Origin of the sequence: Kitasatospora phosalacinea, assembly GCF_000716545.1 — a bacterium.
Classification (GTDB): domain Bacteria; phylum Actinomycetota; class Actinomycetes; order Streptomycetales; family Streptomycetaceae; genus Kitasatospora; species Kitasatospora phosalacinea.
The window spans coordinates 1-840 of record NZ_JNWZ01000163.1; the positions used below are offsets into that span (position 1 = coordinate 1).

General features: G+C 68.2%; 1 protein-coding gene. It reads left to right on the forward strand.

The window, feature by feature from the left end; translation table 11 throughout:
• Positions 1 to 317: 317 nt before the first annotated feature.
• The coding region (locus tag OO48_RS33935) for a PLL family lectin (RefSeq protein ID WP_483413978.1) at positions 318 to 840 on the forward strand (523 nt) is incomplete at its 3' end.

The window sequence follows — 840 nt, forward strand, 5'->3', positions numbered from 1 at the left end:
CGCCTTCGGGTCTGGCCGTGCAGGCGGGTCAGGTGTCGTCGGTGGTGGTGAACGGGGTGGGGCACGTGTTCCAGGTGACTTCTTCGGGTGGGATCCGGACCAACGACGGGTACTACCCCGGCGGTGGGTGGGGTGGGTGGAAGTCGTTGGACGGCAGTCAGCTCTCCTCGGTGACGTCGGCGGCGGAGGGTAGCCGCGTGCACCTGTTCGCGGTGATGCAGGACGGTACGCTGCGCGAGGCGATCGGGGACTACAGCACCGGTACCTGGGGTGGGTGGCACACCATTTCGGGTAGCCAGGTCGCGAGTCTGGAAGCGGTGACCGTCGCGGGCAAGATCCGTCTGTACGCCGTGCTGCAGAGCGGTGTGCCCCGCAGTGCGGACCTCGACCCGGCCAGTGACACCCTCTCGACCGGCTGGTACGACCTGACCGGCGGCAACGTGAAGCAGCTTGTGGGCACGGCCGTGGGCAACACGGTGCGGCTGTTCGCGGTGACCAATGACGGCCTGTTGCACGAGAACGACGGCAACTACGACGCCGGCACCTGGAGCGGCTGGAGCAACCTCGGCGGAAGTGACGTCAAGGCCCTCGCCGCGGCCACCACCGGCACCGCTGTGCACCTGTACGCCGGGACCAACGACGGCCTCTTCCACACCGTCGACGGCAACGCCCCGGGCAACTGGAACGGCTGGACCACCCAGTCGGGCAGCCTCGTCGACCAGCTCGACGCCCTCACCGACGGCACCACCGTCCACCTCTACGCCCACACCACCGACGGCCTCACCCACAGCCAGGACACCAACTACACCAACTCCACCTGGGGCGGCTGGTACAACCTCT